This window comes from Enterococcus sp. S22(2020), assembly GCF_020295385.1.
GTDB classification, from domain to species: Bacteria; Bacillota; Bacilli; order Lactobacillales; family Enterococcaceae; genus Enterococcus_L; species Enterococcus_L dunnyi.
In genome coordinates this window covers 302,677-320,958 of the sequence record NZ_JACFUD010000005.1, presented here as the reverse complement: position 1 = coordinate 320,958, position 18,282 = coordinate 302,677, and the positions used below count along the sequence as shown (strand labels likewise).

Sequence of the window (18,282 nt, the reverse complement as noted above, 5' to 3'; positions counted from 1 at the left end):
CTCCATTAGTTTATCAGGTTGTTTGTTATTTGTCAACAACTTTCTTCCTGATTTTTCAAGTTTTTTTAAAACTTGATTTGTTATTCTATTTCAGTCGTTTCAGCGATTTTGTTGCTCGCCTTGCGACATGTAATAATATACCAAGTTTCGGCGCGCAGGTCAATCAAAAATTGCATTTTTTTTGAAGTTTTTTTTGTTACCGATTGTTTTATTCCTTTTGTTCTTTATCGTTCGTTTTCTAACCTCTTGAGAATGGATTTTGACTGTTTTCCAGCCTGTTTCTTTATAAATAAAAAAACTGTCTATCGACTATGATAGACAGTTGAACTGTATTTATCTCATTGTTGGGAATAGCAATACATCACGAATCGATTGTGCATCCGTTAAAAGCATTACTAAACGATCGATCCCAATGCCTAAACCACCAGTCGGCGGTAATCCATACTCTAACGCTTCAATAAAGTCTTCGTCAACACCATGAGCTTCATCGTTTCCTTGCTCACGTTCTTTTTCTTGTCCTTCGAAACGTTCACGCTGATCGATCGGATCATTCAACTCAGTAAACGCATTTGCGAATTCTTTTCCTACTATAAATAATTCAAAGCGGTCAGTGAATCGCCCATCTTCTGGATTTTTCTTCGCTAATGGAGAAACTTCAACTGGATGTCCATAAACAAATGTTGGTTGTTGCAGCGTTTCTTCCACAAATGTTTCGAAGAATTCATTTAAAATATGCCCTACTGCCATATTATCATTGATTTCTACGTTATGCTTTTTAGCCAAATCACGTGCTTGTTCAACTGACATTTCTTGCCAGAAGTCTACACCTGTCTGCTCCTTAATAGCATCAACCATATGAACACGTTTGAATTCAGAACCTAAATCTACCTGTTTCCCATCATAGGTAATAGTCGATGTACCTAATACTTTTTCAGCGGCATTACGAATGATCCCTTCTGTTAGATCCATTACATCTTTATAATCTGTATATGCTGTATAAGCCTCTAACATTGTAAACTCAGGATTATGCGTTGTATCGATTCCTTCATTACGGAAAACACGGCCGATTTCATAGACTTTTTCCATACCGCCTACGATCAGACGTTTTAAATGTAATTCCAGTGCAATTCGTAAATATAGATCCATATCCAAAGCATTATGATGGGTGATAAACGGTCTTGCAGTTGCACCACCGGCATCATTGTGTAAAACAGGCGTTTCCACTTCTACATAACCATTGCTGTCTAAGTAGCGACGAATTTCACTAATGATCTGACTACGCTTCATGAAACGATCAAAACTATCTTTGTTACTGATCAAATCAAGGTAACGTTGACGGTAACGTTGTTCGATATTCGTCAAGCCATGATATTTATCAGGTAATGGGCGTAATGCTTTAGTTAGTAGGACGATCGTTTTCGCCTTAACAGTCACTTCTCCCGTATCAGTCTTCATAATTTGTCCAGTGACACCAAAGAAATCTCCAAGATCAGCGTGCTTGAATAGCTCATACGCTTCGTCTCCTACTTGGTCTTTACGTACGTAGATTTGGATTTGGCCTTCGCGGTCTTGTAAGTGAGCAAATCCAGCCTTACCTTTTCCACGCTTTGTCATCATACGACCAGCAACACTTGCTGATAAGTCCAATTCATTTAATTCTTCTTTTGAGTTTTGGTCATATTGTTCATGTAACTCACTTGAATTATGTGTACGGTCAAAACGTTTACCAAAGGGATCGATCCCTTCTTCACGTAAGTTTTCCATTTTTTCACGACGCACAAGCATTTGATCATTTAGATCGTCTAAGTGCGCTTGTTGTTCATCTGCCACTTTATTTCCTCCATTCTGAAATCACATACCATTATAATGCCACACTAAAACGAAAAAAAGCAAGCTGAACTTTGGATTCTGCCTGCTTTTTTTATTAGATTGTTTCCATTGTCTCTTTTTCTGCATATTTTTCTGCTTTTTCTACAAATGCATCTAACAAATCGATCATATCCTGCTGTGTCTCCGCTTGATTGATCGCAGCTTTTACTTTCGCTGCACGTGGGATTCCTTTTAAATAGTAGGCAGCATGCTGACGAAATTCTCTTGTTGCAATACTTTCCCCTTTTAGGTCTACCAAACGTGTTAAATGAAGTTTCGCTGTTTCGATTTTTCCAAAGGGGCTTGGCTCAGGTATCAATACACCTGTTTCAAGATATTCTTTCGTACGTTGGATCATCCAAGGATTGCCTAAAGCTGCTCTGCCGATCATCACACCATCAGCACCCACATATTCGATCATTCGTTTTGCATCTTCCGGGGTTTTAACATCACCATTGCCCATAAAAGGAATCGTTAGATGACGTTTCACTTCTTTCAGCACTTCCCAGTTGGCTTTCCCTTCGTACATTTGTACGCGAGTTCGTCCATGCATTGCGATAGCAGAAGCCCCTGCTTTTTCAGCAGCTAGTGCATTCTCTACAGCAAATAAGTGCTCATCATCCCAGCCGGTCCGCATTTTAACTGTTACAGGCACAGAAACTGCTGAAGAAACGGCTTCAACCATTTCATAAACTTTATTTGGATCTAACAGCCATTTTGCACCTGCTTCAGCTTTGATGACTTTGTTGACTGGACAGCCCATATTGATATCGATGATCGCAGCTTTCGTATTTTCCTCAACAAATTTTGCTGCTTCAACAAGATTTTCTTTATTGCCGCCGAAAATCTGAACACTCAATGGGTATTCTCGCTCATCGATATAAAGCATCTCTAATGTCTTTTTATTTCTGTGCTGGATTCCTTTATCACTGATCATTTCACAAACAACTAATCCAGCACCAAATTCTTTCACAGTTACACGAAAAGCTGCATTGCTGATGCCTGCCATTGGTGCAACAACAACTCGATTGGGTATCTCAATATCGCCTATTTTCCACATCAAGCTTTCTCCCTATTTATTTCGAGTATTTTTGATTGCTTCATCCCTCAACGCAATCAAGTCTTCTTCACTATAATGGTACTTATTCCCGCAGAACTGACAAACTGCTTCTGCTCCATGATCTTCTTCGATCATAGCATTGATTTCATCAAGCCCTACAGCAATAATTGCTGTTCCAAACTTTTCTTTTGAGCAGTTACATTTGAATTGAACGGGCATTTTTTCTAAAATTTCGATCTCGTCTTTCCCTAATAGACGTTCTAAAATCCCTTCTGGAGATTCACCTTCATCGATCAAACGAGAAATCATCGGCACTTCCTGCAGACGTTGTTCAATAAAATCGATTGTTTTTTCATCTGCTCCCGGCATCACCTGAATCATAAAGCCACCAGCAGCTCTAACATGTTCATCCGTATCAACTAAAACACTTAGACCGATGGCTGAGGGAATTTGTTCTGAAACAGCCATAAAATAAGTAAAGTCTTCGCCGATTTCGCCAGAAACGATCGGTGTTTGACCTGAGAAAGTTTCTTTCAAGCCTAAATCTTTGATCACAGTAAAGACACCTTCTGTCCCCACTGCTCCGCGAACATCGATTTTTCCGCTTTCATTAAGTGTTAAGCTGACATGCGGGTTCTTGATATAGCCTTTGGTATTTCCACTGCCGTCACTATCAACAACAATGCTTCCTGCCGGACCATTCCCTTGAACTTTGACCGTCAACTTATCGTCACCTTTTAACGTTGCACCTAATAAGAGTGCCCCAACCATCGTTCTGCCTAATGCCGCAGTCGATGAGCTCCATGTATCATGACGTTCTTGTGCTTCTGAAATTGTATTTGTTGCGCAAACAGCATAAGCGCGAATCGATCCTTCATAACATAATGCTTTTACTAAGTAATCTTCCATTTTATTTACCTCTTCTCACTTGAGACTTTATCTGACTCATTATCAGATAATACTAGGATTTCACTATTTTTTCAACTAAAGAATTTTGACAGGCTGCTTAATGATTGACAGTTTCAGGTACCTTGCGTTATTATGTACCTGTACTTAGTAATACATTGTACCTAGAAGAGTATGCATGAACGGAAGTGATCAAATGGATAAGTTAAGTGAGATGCTAAAAGGTATTTTAGAGGGCATGATGCTTCAAATCATGAGCGAAAATGAAGTCTATGGATACGAAATCGTTCGAAGATTGACAGCCATGGGATTTGCCGGAATGACAGAAGGAACGGTCTATACAATACTTTTGAGACTCGAACGCAATAAAATGGTTACTGTCACAAAAAAGCCATCTGAGCTGGGACCTCCTAGAAAATTTTATACGCTAAATGATAATGGAAAACAAGAACTCGCTGATTTTTGGGAACGATGGCAATTTTTATCAGATCGAGTGACAATCTTGAAAAACGGAAGGAGCAACCAACATGACCATCAATCATGAGACACAACAAAAAATCAAACAATTTGCTAAAGAGCAATCAACACTTTATTTGGACGATGCTGAAATGACTTATATGGAAAAATTACGTCGCAAAGCTGGCAAAAGCCGTGAAAAAATTGGTACAAAAATATCCAGATTCAAAAATACCTCTGATAAAAGCCGTGAAATGCAAGATGATATGATCCTATATATGAATGACTATATCAGCGATTTGATCGCTAATGGAATGAGCGAAGAGGAAGCATTTGAAAAAGCCAGTGATGCTCTTCGTTTTTCAAGTCAAACAGATCAATCCGATGAACTTCAGGAACGTTTTGCTCAATATTACGCAGCGATCGATCCTGCCGATCATGAAATAATTGGGTTATTTTATGGAGGCTTTGCTGTATTGGGTTTAACGATCGGAGCATTGGTCGGCTTCTTAGCTAGCGGAGGCGTACCGGAATTTATGCATACAGGCTGGATCTACACATTGATCGGCATCTTAGCTGGTGTCTTGATCGGAACTGGATTCGGTTTGATCGCTAATGCTATTTTGACCCCAAAATCCAAAATATAGACTTGATCGAAAATACAAAAAAAGCGGTGTAGTATTCGTACTACACCGCTTTTTATTGTTTATTTGTAACGATCTTCAAAGTTATTGCGATCATATTCAGAATCATCTTTTTTGTCTTCATCTTTTGTTTCAGACTGGACAGTTTCTTCTGTTTTTTCACTGTTCGTTTTTACTTCTTCTGCTTCGTCGTGCAATTCTTTTTTCGCATCTTCAAAGTCTTGTTTTTCTTCAGCTTGTTTTTGTGCGTCTTTTTCTTCTAACGCACGTTTTGCTTCTTCAAATGTTTGGGCCTTTTCACTTGGGAATTGGCTATCGATAACATCTTGAGGCATAACACCATCTTCAAACAATGACTTGATGCTGCGCGCATCTAATGTTTCAAATTCAAGTAGTTTTTCCGCGATCAGTTTGTGTTGAGCACGATGTGCTTCGATGATTTCATGCGCTTTATCATGAGCTTCCATCAAGATACGGCGTACTTCTTGATCGATTTCAAATGCTACTTGTTCAGAGTAAGCTTTAGTTTGACCATAATCACGGCCAACAAAGACTTGGTGGTTTCCTTCATATTGAACAGGACCTAATTTGTCGCTCATTCCATATTCAGTGACCATACTGCGGGCAATTCCTGTTGCTTGTTCAAAGTCATTTGATGCACCAGTTGATTGAACACCGAAGATGATTTCTTCTGCTGTACGTCCGCCAAGTAAGCCGACGATTTGTTCAAACATATCTTCTTTAGTCATCAAGAATTGATCTTCTTTTGGTAAAGCGATCATATATCCGCCAGCACGTCCGCGCGGAATGATCGTTACTTTGTGAACGATACGGGCACGACTTAGAACTAAACCAACGATCGTATGTCCCGCTTCATGATATGCAACCATTTCACGTTCTTTCTTGTTGATCACGCGATCTTTCTTCGCTGGTCCGGCAATCACGCGGTCTTCTGCTTCATCCACATCGGACGCATCGATTTTCTTTTTATTACGACGAGCTGCAACCAAAGCGGCTTCGTTTAAGACATTTTCTAGATCAGCACCAGCAAAGCCTGGTGTTTGTTGTGCAACAACTTTTAAGTCAACATCATCAGCCAACGGTTTGTTACGAGCATGAACTTTAAGGATCGCTTCACGGCCTTTCACATCTGGACGACCAACTAAAATTTGACGGTCAAAACGACCTGGACGTAATAAGGCTGGGTCTAAGACATCTGAGCGGTTCGTTGCAGCAATGACGATCACGCCTTCATTTCCATCAAAACCATCCATTTCAACTAGCAACTGATTCAAGGTTTGTTCACGTTCATCGTGTCCGCCGCCCATACCAGCACCACGTTGACGACCAACGGCATCGATCTCATCGATAAAGATGATCGCTGGCGCATTTTTCTTCGCTGTTTCAAACAAGTCACGAACACGGCTTGCACCGACACCGACAAACATTTCGACGAAGTCTGAACCAGAGATTGAGTAAAACGGTACGCCTGCTTCACCTGCTACGGCTTTAGCAAGTAATGTTTTACCTGTTCCTGGAGGTCCCTCTAAAAGAACACCCGCTGGGATACGTGCTCCTAATTCAACGAAGCGTCTTGGATCTTTTAAGAACTCGACTACTTCAACTAATTCTTGTTTTTCTTCTTCGGCTCCGGCTACGTCAGAGAAACGCACACGGTTCGCTTTTTTGTCTGCTTCTTTGGCTTTTGATTTACCAAAGTTCATGACACGGCCGCCGCCACCGCCACCGCCGCCTTGTTGACCCATCATCATATAGAATAAGAAGATGAATAACACGATCGGTAAGAAGCTAAATAGGATCGACAACCAAGCACCGCTTGTTGACTGTTCTTTTACTGTTAATTTTACATTATTGTCTTTCGCCATTTCCTGAATCCCTGATAAGGTGATGTCACTTGGCAGGACAATCGTTGTAAATGATTTTGTTGAAACCTCTGTCGATCCCCATAACGAAAGACCACCAGTGTTTTTGATTTCTTGTTTGTCTTTATACTGACCAACGATCTTGTACACGCCATTTGTTGGCTGGATCGTCATTTCCTTGATTTTCCCTTTTTCTAATTGGGTATTAAAGGTTGAGTATTCAATATCCGGCGACTGTTGATTGCTATTCCCAAAGATGAAATATACAACCATGACCATCGCTAAAATAAGCAATACATAGTATAGGCCATTTTTCATGCCGCTATTTTTTTTATTCATGCCTGTCCTCCTTTGAACAACTGCTCGTAATTCTTGTGTTTACGGTTTATTTTTTATCAATTCTGACCATTACATTGTAACATAACTATTTCCAAGAGAGATATTAATTTGATTCATAGATTTCTGGTTTCAAGACCCCTACGTAAGGCAGGTTCCGATAAGCTTCTGCATAGTCTAAACCATAACCGACAACGAATTCATTCGGTACATCAAAGCCAACGTAATCTGCTACGATATCTACAACACGACCTTCTGGTTTATCTAATAATGTAACGATTTTTACAGAAGCTGCTTTTCTATATTTAAATAGATCTACTAAATAAGCTAATGTTCGGCCACTATCGATGATATCTTCAACGATCAGGATATCCCGACCTTCAACATTTGTGTCCAGATCTTTGACGATTTTCACTTCACCGGATGATACTGTTGCGTTCCCGTAGCTTGACACGTCCATAAAGTCCATTTCCAAATGTGTATCGATGCAGCGTGTAATATCAGCCATAAAAGGAATGGCACCTTTTAAAATACCGATCACTAAAGGATTCTTGCCTTTGTAATCTTCTGTCAGCTGTTTTCCAAGTTCAGCTGATTTTTCAAGGATTTGTTCTTGTGAAATCAAAACTTGCTTAATATCTTTCTCTAGCATAGTGCTCTCCTTTTCCTTGTAGGTTATTATCCCTTATTTCATCGTTCGTATTTATTGATTTTTACTCCTTTGTTTTATAAAGGAGTCTGTAGAGTATTTTATCAGTTTCTTTAGGAATACTCAAATGCGAATTTGCAAATTTAGGCATCCAGATGATCTCTCCTGTACTCGAGAGAATCAGCCACGTTTTTTCCCTAATAGAATTAGGGATTTTTTGATCGATAAATAGCCGTTTGACTCGTTTCGTTAATTTGGGTGTCAATGCGATTCGATCCCCTTCTTTCCTGTGCCGAATAGATAGCGGTAAGAGGACCCCACTGCTGATCGTCAAGGAAAGTTCCTGCCAGTTTCTAATTTTTTCAGGTTGTTCAGCATCGGCTCCAATTTGTTCTAAGCATATCCATTCATTCTCAGAAAGAAACAATTGCTCGCCTATGTTTAAAGAAAATACTTCTTTTTCTAAAGGCAATGTTTTTTTTCTCAAATAAGCAATATCATACTCCTTGATCATTTGCCAATCCTGCTCTAAGTCGGCCGTCATCTGAGGCTTTGAATCATTTACCAGTGCTAAAAGCTGTTGCACTTGTTTCTGGCTGACTTTGATTTTTTGGGATACCAAAGTTTGCTGAAGGAATTGTTGGATGAAAAAAAATTGAACGCTTTTTTCTTCCTGTTTTAGCTCTTGCAATTGAATTTGCCAGCCTTCTTGTGTTTCTGACACCCAGCTTTGATACTTAGGCAAAATCACTGATTGGATCACTTCATCCGCATAGCTGATTTGTGTACTAAAGTCACTCATATGTTCTAAAAACTGTTGGTTTTCTTTTTTCAATAGCGGGATAACACTATGTCTCATCCGGTTACGTACATACTCATCACTCAGATTCGTGCTATCTTCAAAATAGGTAATTTTTTTCTGTTCAGCAAATCGCTCTATTTGTTCTTTCGAAAATAGTAGCAACGGACGGATCAATTGCCCTTCTCCAAACGTTTGCTGAAAACGAATGCCTACTAAATTTGCCAACGCGCTACCTCGGGTCAGCTTCATCACGATCGTTTCAGCCTGATCATCTTTGTGGTGCGCTGTAAATAGCTTTGAATAATCGTTTTTTTTCATAAGCTCTGTAAAAAAAGCATAACGGAATTGTCGAGCTCGTGCTTCCGTATTTCGGGATTTATCAACAGCTTCCCACTTCTTACTATAGTAAGGCAGTCCTTCTTTTTGGCAATATTGCTGCAGATAGTCTGACTCTTTAGCTGATTCCGATCGTAACTGATGATTCACATGCGCTATTGCTAGATGAAAGCCATCTTTTTCAGCTGATCGCTGCATCAAATGCATTAGTACCATGGAATCAACTCCTCCAGAGACAGCTAGAAGAATTCGCTCCCCTGGTCGCCAATATCGATTCTTTTTGCAATAGCGGTAAAATTCCTGAAACATTCACTCACTCCCAGTTTCTTTCACTAAAGTTAGCTAAAACAGAAAAGCCGAGCTCTCGCTCAGCTTCGATTGTCTATTAGTTACGGCGACCGCCACGTCCGCCACGTTTACCTTCTGTATTGCGTTTCAATGAAGACAAACGGTCATCGCTATCTTTTAAAAATGAACTCATCAATGAATCAAAATCTTGTTTTGAATTTGTTGGCTGTGCTCTTGTAAATTGTTTTTTAGGCGCTGGACGTTGTCCACGGTCACGATTTCCTTGATGTTCATGGTTATCACGACGTTGAAATTCACGCTTTTGCTCTACTGGTTGTTCTTGTGCTTTACGAATGGACAAGCCGACTTTGCCGTCATCACCAACCGAAGTAACTTTGACTGTCACTTCATCTCCTACCGTTAAGACATCATGGATGTCTTTAACGAACCCATTTGATACTTCACTAATGTGGACCAACCCTGTTTTCCCTTCACCTAAATCGATAAAGGCACCAAAATTTGTGATACCTGACACTTTCCCTGGCAACTTAGCTCCTACTTCAATTGACATAAAAAAAATGTTCCTCCTATTATTTACCCTATTATATCTGCAGTTATTCTCCTGATTGTTTCTCAGAGGAATGAGACTGTGATTGACTTTCTTCTGCTGAAGATTTTTGTTCTGCATTCGAGCTAGTTGTTCCGCCTAACTCTGGGATATTGTAGATTTGTTCGCCTTCTTTTGAAACGTAAAAACGACTGCGTGCTAGCTTCGCTACGTAATCTTCATCTCTTAACAGCGCGACATCTTGTTCTAAACGTTTAAGCTTCTTGTCTGCTTCTTTCGATTCAGCTACAGCTTCAACATGTTGTTTCTTAAAGGTATTGAGCTGTTGGTAATCTTTCATCAGCTGAAACCCTGAAACGAGAAAAATCACAAATGCTACGAGAAAAACAACCGCTAAACGTCGGCGTCTGAAAATCAACTGCTTATGCTGTTTTTGAAACTCGGCATACTGCTCTTTTGTATACTCATTATCTAATGCAGCAACTTTCTCCGTGTCTTTTTTCTTTTTTCCCATGTTTTCCGCTCCACTCGTTTTTTGGTTTGTCTGCTATATTATACCAACATCTAAGATGCTTGTCTAATCTAAATTATCACTATTTTCTACTCTTTTTTCGGAAATAATTTGGTACATCTTCTCAGCATCTTCTTTTTTTGTTGAATCACGAAGCTCAAGAACCTCAACTTCTAGTATTTTATTTCCAAATTGGATCTTGATTTGATCACCGATCTTCACATTACTGGACGATTTTGCAAGAACACCATTGATTTGAATCCGACCTTTATCCGCAACTTCTTTTGCCACGGGTCTTCTTTTGATGATACGTGAAACTTTTAAAAATTTATCTAAACGCATAACTATTACCTCTTCATTCTTAATATTTTTGATCCAAACGGCAATGTCAGCCATTCACGGATCGTGAATAATTTTATTTTGATGATAATGAAAATAAACGAGCCTCCGCCGATCAGAACACCTAAAATCGTGACAACTAACGCTTGACCACGATGTCCGATCATTCCTAGAAGAATCGCAACTACTGCCTGATAGCATAGCAAGATGATCGTCATTCCACCTAAACTAATCAACAGCTTCTTAAGAAAACGTCCTTCGCCCGCAAATTGGTTAATTTCCTTTTCTGAAAAAAGAACCAACAATAACAATGTAGTCATTAGCCCCACAATGGTCGATAGACTCGCTCCAGCAGTTCCCCATAGATAAATCAAGGGATGTGAAGAAAATGCCTTCACTAACAAACCTGCTAAAGCAGCTAACAGCGCTGTTTTGAACTGATTTTTACTTTGAAAAATACTTTGATAGGCTTGGATCACCGCCATGAATGCAATCGAACAAACATAGATGCCCAAAACTCCATTTCCCTGATAATCCTTAAATAGTGCATAATTCATATAAGGAAGCAATAATGCTAACCCGACTGAAGCTGCCGCTGCAATGGCTGTAGTCAATCGCAAAAAAATCTTCGCAGCCTGTAAAAAGCGCCCTTGTTCTTCATTGATAAAATACTTCGTCAGTGCCGGTAGAAAACTAGAACTCAAGGCTAAAGCAACGACCAAGCCTAATTGTACTAAAGGCTGTCCCCGATCATAGACGCCCTTATCGATTTTTGCTGCTGAATCACTTAGCCCTGAGACAACCAGCGCATTTTTTACGACAAATGAATCAATCAATTGAAACAAAATCAAAAAAGCACTGTACAATGACACGATACCGCCTTCTAACAACAGCCGTCCAAATAATTTTCTTGACTCTTTTGAGAAAGACCATTGCGTCAGATAAGCTGAGCTGCCTACCCGTATTTTCTGATCATAATACCAAAGAATCACAGCGGCAACGATACCGCCGAAAAGTGCACCAGCCATCGCGATCGTTCCAGTTTGATAAATCGACCAACCGAAACTGCTAAATGAATAAGCAGCGATCAAAATCACGCCTACTCGAACAATTTGCTCCGCTACTTGAGAAACAGCACTCGGAATCATCAATAGATGTCCTTGAAAGTTGCCACGGTAAAAGGATAGTATCGGCACCAGTAAAAAAGTAAAAGAAACGACCCGAATCAAGGAGGCCAGCTTAGGATCTCCCATCATATAGGCAATTTCGTCACTACCTAAAAAGAAAAAGCTCCAGCACAGCACCGCAATCACAAAAACAAAGGGAAACAGCTGTTGTAAAACCTTTTTTTGACCACTGATCTCCGGTTGCTCTGCTACTACTTTCGAAATAAACTGCGGCAACCCAGACAGCGCTAACGTCATCGCGATTCCATAAATCGGATAAACCTGCTGGTAAACATAAAACCCTTCATCACCAACTAAATTTTGAAAAGGCACACGATAAACGGCGCTCAGTACCTTAGCAACAAACGATGCCGCTGTCAAAACAACGGCCCCCTGCATCATCGACCGCATCTCCTTATGTGCCATAACTTTACCTCCAATCTAAAAGCTGAACAGACCGATTAGCTCTCGAACAAATTAGGAAATTTTGGCGAAGATGTTCTTTATCTTTGACAAAATTTATCTATTTGTTTCTAGAGCTGGTCTGAGAAGCTGGATATGCCTAAAAGCTGAACGAGCTCGATTGATCTCGACTGAAAAATAGGGAAAATGACTTGGCGATACTTTTTATCGCCATGAATTTTTATCTTTTTTCCGAGAGATCAGCTCGTGAAGCTGGATAAGTCTAAAAGCTGAACAGACCGATTAGCTCTCGAACAAATTAGGAAATTTTGACGAAGATGTTCTTTATCTTTGACAAAATTTATCTATTTGTTTCTAGAGCTGGTCTGAGAAGCTGGATATGCCTAAAAGCTGAACGAGCTCGATTGATCTTGACTGAAAAATAGGAAAAATGATTTGGCGATACTTTTTATCGCCATGAATTTTTATCTTTTTTCCGAGAGATCAGCTTGTGGAGCTAGATAAATCTAAAAGCCGAACCCGTTCCATCGTTCTCAGCTATTTTCACTCAGCCTCCACTGCACTTGTTTTGTATTTTTCTTGTCTTAAAGCAGTGGTAAACGATGCTACTTCTTGCAGCCATGCTGCTTCTTTCATATCTCTCGGCACTTTCAGCCTGATCGTCATCTTTTCATTGTCTACAGCTAAATCTGCTTTTAGCTGTGTTTCAGATAACGCTTCAAAAATCTGTTCTACACTATAGGTCTTTGTTCCGACTTTACTTAAAGTGAATACAATCTCTTGTTTACGCTTGCGAATCGTTTCAAGCAATGCACGATCGCCATCCATTTTTATTTGTCCAGTCGTCAATAAATGCGCCACCTCATCAGGATATTCACCAAATCGGTCAAGAAGGTCTGCTTCCAATTCATCGTACATATCCATATTTTCCAACTGGCGGATTCGTTTGTAAATTTCGATTTTTTGACGTTCGTCTGAGATATAGGATGTCGGTAAATAGGCATCGATCCCAAGATCGATTTCCACTGTTGTCTTTTGATCCTGAATATTTTTTCCTTGTTTACGGGCAACAGCTTCTGATAGCATTTGTGAGTACATGTCAAAACCGACCGAGTCGATAAAGCCATGTTGTTGTGCGCCAAGTAAGTTCCCAGCCCCTCGAATCGACAAATCGCGCATTGCGATTTTAAATCCTGAACCTAACTCCGTAAAGTCTTTGATCGCTTCTAAGCGCTTTTCACTGACTTCATTTAGAATTTTTTGCTGTTCATACATAAAATAAGCATATGCCACACGATTACTACGGCCAACTCGGCCACGTAATTGATACAATGTCGACAAGCCCATATAGTCTGCATTTTCAACAAATAATGTATTGGCATTAGGAATATCTACCCCGGTTTCAATGATCGTTGTTGTGACCAGAACATCATATTGCCGCTCGATAAAATCGAACAAAGTGTTCTCCAGCTGAACTTCGGTCATCTGGCCATGGGCATAAGCAATTCTTGCTTCTGGAACTAGCGCTTGGATTTCCTCGACTTTTTGTTCGATCGTATCTACGCGGTTATATAGATAAAATACTTGACCGTCTCTTGCCATTTCCCGCTCAATGGCTTCTCTGATCGCCCCTGGATTGCTTTCCATCACATAAGTCTGGATCGGATAGCGGTTTTCAGGTGGTGTTTCGATGACAGAAAGGTCCCGAACGCCCAACATAGACATATGCAAAGTACGAGGGATCGGTGTAGCTGTTAGGGTCAATACATCGACCTGCGCCCGTAATTGTTTTAGCCGCTCTTTGTGTTTGACCCCAAACCGCTGCTCTTCATCGATCACTAATAATCCCAGATCACTAAAATTCACATCCTGTGAAAGCAATCGATGCGTTCCAACAACGATATCCACTTGCCCATGCTTGATTTTTTCAATGGTTTCATTTTGCTGCTTCTTCGTTCTGAAGCGGCTGAGCAGCCCAACTTCAACTGGGAATCCTTCAAAACGATCCAGCATTGTTTCATAATGCTGTTGTGCTAAAATGGTCGTCGGCACTAAAAAGGCGACTTGTTTATTATTATTGATTGCTTTGAATGCCGCTCTTAAAGCCACCTCTGTTTTTCCATAACCAACATCTCCCACTAATAAGCGATCCATCGGGCGTGACCGTTCCATATCATGTTTGATTTCTGCCGTACTACGAAGCTGATCATCTGTTTCACTATATGGAAAAGCATCTTCAAATTCTTTCTGGTAAGCATCATCTGGTGGAAAAGCATAGCCTTTTTCAGATTCTCTGGATGCATAAAGCTGAATCAGATCATCCGCGATATCTTCGATTTTTGAAGAAACCTTGCGCTTGGTTTTACTCCATTCGCTGCCGCCTAGTTTATTTACTTTAGGTGACTTTGCTTCTGAAGCAACGAATTTTTGAATCAAATTCAGTTGCGTGACTGGTATAAAAAGCTTGTCATCATTTTGGTATAGAATCGTAATGTAGTCTTGATGGACACCGTCGACTTCTAATGTCTGCATACCGATGTACTTACCGATCCCATGATTTGCATGAACGACATAGTCACCGTTTTTTAAATCACTATAGCTTTTTAAGCGTTCCGCATTAGAAACCGTTTGGCGGCGCGCTCTTTTTTTCGTAGTTGTATGGAAGATTTCTTTTTCTGTGATTGCGACGATTTTTTCAACAGGTAATTCAAACCCAGTTTGCAATGCGCCTTCAACGATTTGAATTTTCCCTTCAAGCAATTTATTCGGTGAAGCTGTGACACTCGAGATATCAAAATCCCGAAACAGCTCTTCCACTTTTTGACTGCGTTCTTTCGTAGGCACAAAAACAATGACCGTCTGATCTTGTTTTTGCCAACGATCCATTTCAGTTTTCAATAAAGGCATTTGTCCGAAAAACTGCTGCATCGAACGATACTGAAAATTATGGATCGCTTGGAAGCGAAGATTCCCCATTCCTTTTTGAAACAGCGAAAAGAAAGTGGCTGAAAAGGACATTTTGCGAATTTGTTCATGGAAATCTACACCAAAAGTTTGTTCTGGAAAAACACGCATTTCTTCCAATTTAAGAACGTGCCATTCATTTTCTTCTCGAATGATTTCACGTTCTGCTTCTAAAATACGTGCATAATCATCAACAAAAATCAAACTGTCTTCAGACAAATAATCCAATAAGGTGTTTTTTTCTTCATATAAGAAGTCTGTATAATAATGAGCAGTCTCTGTAGGGATCCCTTGACTCCAAGAAGTTGCCAACTGACCAAAATAATCGGTTAAAAAGCCTCTTTCTGTTGCTTCTTTGGCAACCGCAACTCTTTTTTCTAAAGCCTTACTCAACTGCTTTTCTCCATAAGCTAAATCTTTTTGAGAGAAAATCATATCTGTCATTGGGGACAATGTAACAGATTCGATCGCTCCAACTGAGCGCTGAGTGTCAGCTTCAAACTGACGAAGCGAATCGATTTCAATATCAAATAATTCCGCTCGAACAGGATATTCTGCATTCAATGGGTAGACATCTACGATACTGCCGCGAATACTAAAATCTCCCGGCTTTCCAACTAAAGACTGCCGCTCATACCCCATCAGGACTAACTGCTGCGCTAATGTGTCCAGCTCGATCTCACCGCCGATTTCCCAATGCAGCTGAGCTTGTTCCCAGGTCTGTTTGCTAGGCAAGTATTTCCTTAATCCTGCCACTGGAACCACAATGATCCCAGCTTTTTCTGTCAATAAGAAATTAAGAGCAGCCACTCGTTCTGCTCTCGCTTCCGGCGATGAAAAAGCCATCTCAGCGGATAACACTTCATCTACTGGAAACAAATAGACTTCTTCATCCGATAATACATTACGAAAATCTTCCACCAACTGGTTGCCATAATAAAGATTAGGGACCGCAACGACGATTTTTTTCTTTTTTTGTTTAAATGCGCTAGTCATGATCAGTGTTTTAGCAGAACCCGCTAACCCTGTGATTAGTTGACGGTTGCTTCCTGCTAATTGTTGCTGCCATTCCTGAACCAGTGGACTTGAACCGATTCGTTCGATGATATTCACGTCAAGCGACCTCCTTCTTCTATAATTTATTTGCCGTTAAAATGATTCATTGTATCAACAAATGTATGCCCTTCGCTGGCATAGATCGCTGCATCCGCTGCAGTTTTCACAGCTAATAAAATCTCTTCGTGCTGCTCTTTAGGAAAGCCGCTCAACACATGATGTACGACCGGTGTATTTCCAAGCGGGCGACCGATCCCTACCTTGATTCTTGGAAACACATTTGTCCCTAGATGAGCAATCAAACTTTTTATTCCATTATGCCCACCGGCCCCGCCTTTTTCGCGCAATCGAATTTTGCCGACTGCTAAATCCAAATCATCATAAATAACGATCAACTCTTCATCAGCCACGCCGTAATAAGTCATCAACGGACCTACTGAACGACCTGATTCATTCATGAAGGTCAGAGGCTTGACCAGCATGATTTTCTCCGTGCCGATAAAAAACTGCGCAATATCTGCTTCAAACTGGCTTTTATTAAAAGTTGCATTGTAACGATGTGCAATTTCATCTATCGTTATAAAGCCAATATTATGTTTTGTTTCTTGATACTTACTTCCTGGATTACCTAACCCAACGATCATTTTCATTATCTATTTCTCCTTCATTTTAAAAGGACTAAAAGAGAACGTTCTTCACAAATTTCTCTTTCCTCATTTTTATATTGTTCAACACAAAATACCCAGGCAGGAAAATCTTCTGCCCAGTTTTTTTACAATTATACCATAAAACAGCCTACAGCCTACCTTTTTAAATGTTTAAAAAATTCGTAAGAGAGCGCTCTTTCTTTTTACATGAAAAAAACTTTTAAAAACATAAATAGTGAAATACCGCACATGAAAGAGTTTTCTTATGAAACACCCTTAAAAACTGTATTAATAAATACAAACAAAAAACGTGACAAACATCACAAACGGTGGTATTATCAACGTGTTAAAACAATTAACAGAAAGGAATGGTACACATGACTGCAGCAGCAGGAAATAAAGATCATCAAAAAGTAATTTTAGTTGGAGATGGCGCTGTCGGATCTAGTTACGCATTTGCCTTAGTCACACAAAACATTGCACAAGAAGTTGGAATTATAGATATAGATACAAAGAAAACTGAAGGAGATGCTGCTGATTTATCTCACGCCTTGGCATTTACTTCTCCTAAGAAAATTTATGCCGCTACTTATGACGATTGTCATGACGCTGACCTTGTTGTATTAACTGCAGGTGCCGCTCAAAAACCTGGCGAAACAAGAATCGATCTAGTCCACAAAAACTTAAAAATCAATAAACAAATCGTGACATCGATCGTTGATTCTGGTTTTAGCGGAATTTTCTTAGTTGCCGCAAACCCAGTTGATATTTTAACTTATTCTACATGGAAATTCTCAGGATTTCCAAAAGAACGCGTTATTGGTTCTGGGACCTCTTTAGACTCTGCACGTTTCCGTCAAGCAATCGCTGAATTAGTCGATGTTGATGCCCGTAACGTCCATGCTTACATTTTAGGAGAACACGGGGATACTGAATTTCCAGTTTGGTCTCATGCGAATGTCGCTGGTCTACAAATTTATGAATGGGTCAAAAATAATCCTGATACGGATGAAGAAGCTATGGTCAACTTATTCTTCAATGTACGGGACGCTGCTTATTCGATCATCGAGAAAAAAGGCGCAACATTCTACGGGATCGCTGCTGCTTTAGCTCGTATCACAAAAGCGATCTTAGATGATGAAGATTCTGTTTTCCCACTTTCTGTTTACTTAGATGGTGAATATGGACAAAACGATATTTATATCGGTGCACCAGCAGTCATCAACCGCCAAGGAATCAAACAAGTCATTGAAATCCCATTGACAGATTCTGAAATGGATCGGATGAACGCTTCCGCAAATGCATTAAAAGACGTGATCAAATCTGCATTTGAAAAATTCGAAGCTGAAAATAATTAATTCAAAAAACATCGCAGTGAG

The 18,282-nt window shown here is 40.0% G+C and carries 16 protein-coding genes; 4 read left to right on the top strand and 12 right to left on the bottom strand.

The window, feature by feature from the left end; genetic code table 11:
• Nucleotides 1-185: hypothetical protein (locus tag H3T55_RS12645; RefSeq protein ID WP_225550188.1), on the top strand; the 185-nt coding region annotated here is incomplete at its 5' end.
• A 148-nt stretch (nucleotides 186-333) separates the two neighbouring features.
• Here H3T55_RS12645 and lysS read toward each other — a convergent pair.
• The 3 genes from lysS to hslO form a co-directional block, all read right to left on the bottom strand.
• The gene (gene lysS, locus H3T55_RS12640; protein WP_225534738.1) at nucleotides 334-1,830 is read right to left on the bottom strand and encodes a lysine--tRNA ligase; all 1,497 of its coding nucleotides are present in this window, start codon (nucleotides 1,828-1,830) and stop codon (nucleotides 334-336) included.
• 94 nt (nucleotides 1,831-1,924) lie between these two features.
• Nucleotides 1,925-2,929 carry a tRNA dihydrouridine synthase DusB gene (gene dusB, locus H3T55_RS12635; RefSeq protein WP_225534737.1) on the bottom strand — a complete coding sequence of 335 codons (1,005 nt, stop codon included), beginning with the start codon at nucleotides 2,927-2,929 and terminating at the stop codon, nucleotides 1,925-1,927.
• A 12-nt stretch (nucleotides 2,930-2,941) separates the two neighbouring features.
• Entirely contained in the window at nucleotides 2,942-3,838 is an 897-nt protein-coding gene (hslO, locus tag H3T55_RS12630) for an Hsp33 family molecular chaperone HslO (protein WP_225534736.1), read from the bottom strand.
• Between the two features lie 193 nt (nucleotides 3,839-4,031).
• On the opposite strand from hslO, the gene H3T55_RS12625 reads away from it, so the two are divergent.
• Entirely contained in the window at nucleotides 4,032-4,379 is a 348-nt protein-coding gene (locus H3T55_RS12625; protein ID WP_225534746.1) for a PadR family transcriptional regulator, read from the top strand.
• On the top strand, nucleotides 4,363-4,938 hold the full coding sequence (locus H3T55_RS12620) for a hypothetical protein (RefSeq protein WP_225534735.1): 576 nt from the start codon (nucleotides 4,363-4,365) through the stop codon (nucleotides 4,936-4,938). The genes H3T55_RS12625 and H3T55_RS12620 overlap by 17 nt, the downstream gene beginning before the upstream one ends.
• 59 nt (nucleotides 4,939-4,997) lie before the next feature.
• Here the strand turns inward: H3T55_RS12620 and ftsH are convergent, their stop codons facing one another.
• From ftsH to pth, 9 genes are all read right to left on the bottom strand, one after another.
• Nucleotides 4,998-7,157 carry an ATP-dependent zinc metalloprotease FtsH gene (gene ftsH / locus H3T55_RS12615; protein ID WP_225534734.1) on the bottom strand — a complete coding sequence of 720 codons (2,160 nt, stop codon included), beginning with the start codon at nucleotides 7,155-7,157 and terminating at the stop codon, nucleotides 4,998-5,000.
• 103 nt (nucleotides 7,158-7,260) lie between these two features.
• The gene (gene hpt, locus H3T55_RS12610; RefSeq protein WP_087642042.1) at nucleotides 7,261-7,806 is read right to left on the bottom strand and encodes a hypoxanthine phosphoribosyltransferase; all 546 of its coding nucleotides are present in this window, start codon (nucleotides 7,804-7,806) and stop codon (nucleotides 7,261-7,263) included.
• A gap of 61 nt (nucleotides 7,807-7,867) precedes the next feature.
• Nucleotides 7,868-9,250: a tRNA lysidine(34) synthetase TilS gene (gene tilS / locus H3T55_RS12605; RefSeq protein ID WP_225534733.1), complete on the bottom strand. Its 1,383-nt coding sequence runs from the start codon at nucleotides 9,248-9,250 to the stop codon at nucleotides 7,868-7,870.
• A gap of 76 nt (nucleotides 9,251-9,326) precedes the next feature.
• Nucleotides 9,327-9,800, bottom strand: coding sequence for a S1 domain-containing RNA-binding protein (locus tag H3T55_RS12600; protein WP_087642040.1), 474 nt, complete (start codon nucleotides 9,798-9,800; stop codon nucleotides 9,327-9,329).
• 43 nt (nucleotides 9,801-9,843) lie between these two features.
• Complete coding sequence (locus H3T55_RS12595; protein WP_088270004.1) at nucleotides 9,844-10,311, bottom strand: FtsB family cell division protein; 468 nt, start codon at nucleotides 10,309-10,311, stop codon at nucleotides 9,844-9,846.
• A 63-nt stretch (nucleotides 10,312-10,374) separates the two neighbouring features.
• A complete protein-coding gene (locus tag H3T55_RS12590) occupies nucleotides 10,375-10,650 on the bottom strand; it encodes an RNA-binding S4 domain-containing protein (RefSeq protein WP_087642038.1) in 276 nt (91 codons plus the stop codon).
• 5 nt (nucleotides 10,651-10,655) lie between these two features.
• Nucleotides 10,656-12,239, bottom strand: a complete 1,584-nt coding sequence (locus H3T55_RS12585) for an oligosaccharide flippase family protein (protein WP_225534732.1) — start codon at nucleotides 12,237-12,239, stop codon at nucleotides 10,656-10,658.
• 540 nt (nucleotides 12,240-12,779) lie between these two features.
• Complete coding sequence (gene mfd, locus H3T55_RS12580) at nucleotides 12,780-16,313, bottom strand: transcription-repair coupling factor (RefSeq protein WP_225534731.1); 3,534 nt, start codon at nucleotides 16,311-16,313, stop codon at nucleotides 12,780-12,782.
• Nucleotides 16,314-16,339: 26 nt separating this feature from the next.
• Complete coding sequence (gene pth / locus H3T55_RS12575) at nucleotides 16,340-16,906, bottom strand: aminoacyl-tRNA hydrolase (protein ID WP_087642035.1); 567 nt, start codon at nucleotides 16,904-16,906, stop codon at nucleotides 16,340-16,342.
• 374 nt (nucleotides 16,907-17,280) lie between these two features.
• Between pth and H3T55_RS12570 the strand changes: the two genes are divergently transcribed.
• Complete coding sequence (locus tag H3T55_RS12570; RefSeq protein WP_087642034.1) at nucleotides 17,281-18,261, top strand: L-lactate dehydrogenase; 981 nt, start codon at nucleotides 17,281-17,283, stop codon at nucleotides 18,259-18,261.
• Nucleotides 18,262-18,282 lie beyond the last annotated feature (21 nt).